At 61.3% G+C, this 1,359-nt stretch carries 1 protein-coding gene; it reads left to right on the forward strand.

The features are described from left to right. Nucleotides 1–124 precede the first annotated feature (124 nt). Complete coding sequence (locus tag CVV68_RS22915; protein ID WP_110503280.1) at nt 125–1,342, forward strand: integrase catalytic domain-containing protein; 1,218 nt, start codon at nt 125–127, stop codon at nt 1,340–1,342. Nucleotides 1,343–1,359: the final 17 nt, after the last annotated feature.

Consider the following 1,359-nt stretch of genomic DNA (forward strand, 5'->3'; position numbering starts at 1 on the left):
CGCGTTGACTCATCAAAGATGCCCGCGTAGCTGCTATCGAAGAATCATTTGGTAGTGCCCGCGTAGCGGCGCGTCTGCCGCGCTGGCAGCTGCTGGCGGGGCACTGTGAGCCATGGAGCTTTCGATGAGTCAGCGTAGAGCAGTCACGAAAACCGCCGCCCTCCGGTATGCCCGATCGAACCGGGACGCCAAGAAGGCTATTTTGGATGAGTTATGCGCACTGACGCACTGGCATCGCGACCATGCCCGGAAGGCGCTGCGGCAGGCCCTGGTGCTCAAGGTGGTCAAGCCGCGGCCTCCCCGGCCGCCGCTGTACGGTGAGGCCGTCATTGAGGCGCTGAGGTTCTGCTGGGCCGTTCAGGGCACCCCCTGCGGGCGGCTGCTGGCTGCGGCCCTGCCGGATCTTGTGCCGCGGCTGCGCCGGTTCAAGGAGCTGGGCATCGATGACGCGACGGCCGAGTTGTTGTTGCGGATTGCCCCGGCCACCATCGACCGGCGGCTCAAAGGCGACCGGGCCAAACTTGACCCGCGGGGACGCTCGCACACCAAGCCCGGTACCTTGTTGAAGGACTCCATTCCGATGCGAACCTGGGCCGAATGGGACGACGCCGTCCCGGGTTTTGTCGAGATCGATTTGGTCGGCCATGAGGGCGGCAATTCAAAGGGCGAATTCTGCTTCACCCTTGATATCACTGACATCGCCACGGGGTGGACCGAGACCCGCTCGGTGAAGAACAAGGCCCAGAAATGGGTGTTCGCAGCCATCAAGGACGCCACCGCTGCCTTCCCGTTTCCGATCCTTGGCCTCGATAGCGATAACGGCAGCGAATTCATCAATTGGGAGCTGTTCCGCTGGTGCGAACAGGAAAATTTGACGTTCACCAGGTCCCGGTCCGGGAACAAGAATGACGGCGCCCATGTGGAGCAAAAGAACTGGCACATCGTCCGCCAGACCGTCGGCTACCACCGCTACGACACGGCGGCGGAGCTGGAGCTGTTGAACCGGATCTGGGCGCTTCAACGCCTACTGACGAACCACTTCGGCCCCCAGCAGAAACTCGTCAAGAAGATCCGCACCGGAGCGAAGATCACCAAGAGGTACGACCTGCCGGCCACCCCGTACCAACGAGTCCTGGCCGACACGGGAACCGTGAAGAAAACCGTCAAGACGAAACTGGCCAAAGAGAACAAACCCTTAAATCCAGCGGCCATCCAACGCCAGATCCAAAGCCTCGCCGGCGAACTGCTGACACTGACAACAGCAAAGCAAAGCCCCAAGAACCAACCATCCCTGCGGGCATTATCAAATGATTCCACGAAGAAAACCACGCGGGCATCTTGACATGATTCCCCGGGGGG

It is taken from the genome of Arthrobacter livingstonensis, assembly GCF_003219815.1.
GTDB classification, from domain to species: domain Bacteria; phylum Actinomycetota; class Actinomycetes; order Actinomycetales; family Micrococcaceae; genus Specibacter; species Specibacter livingstonensis.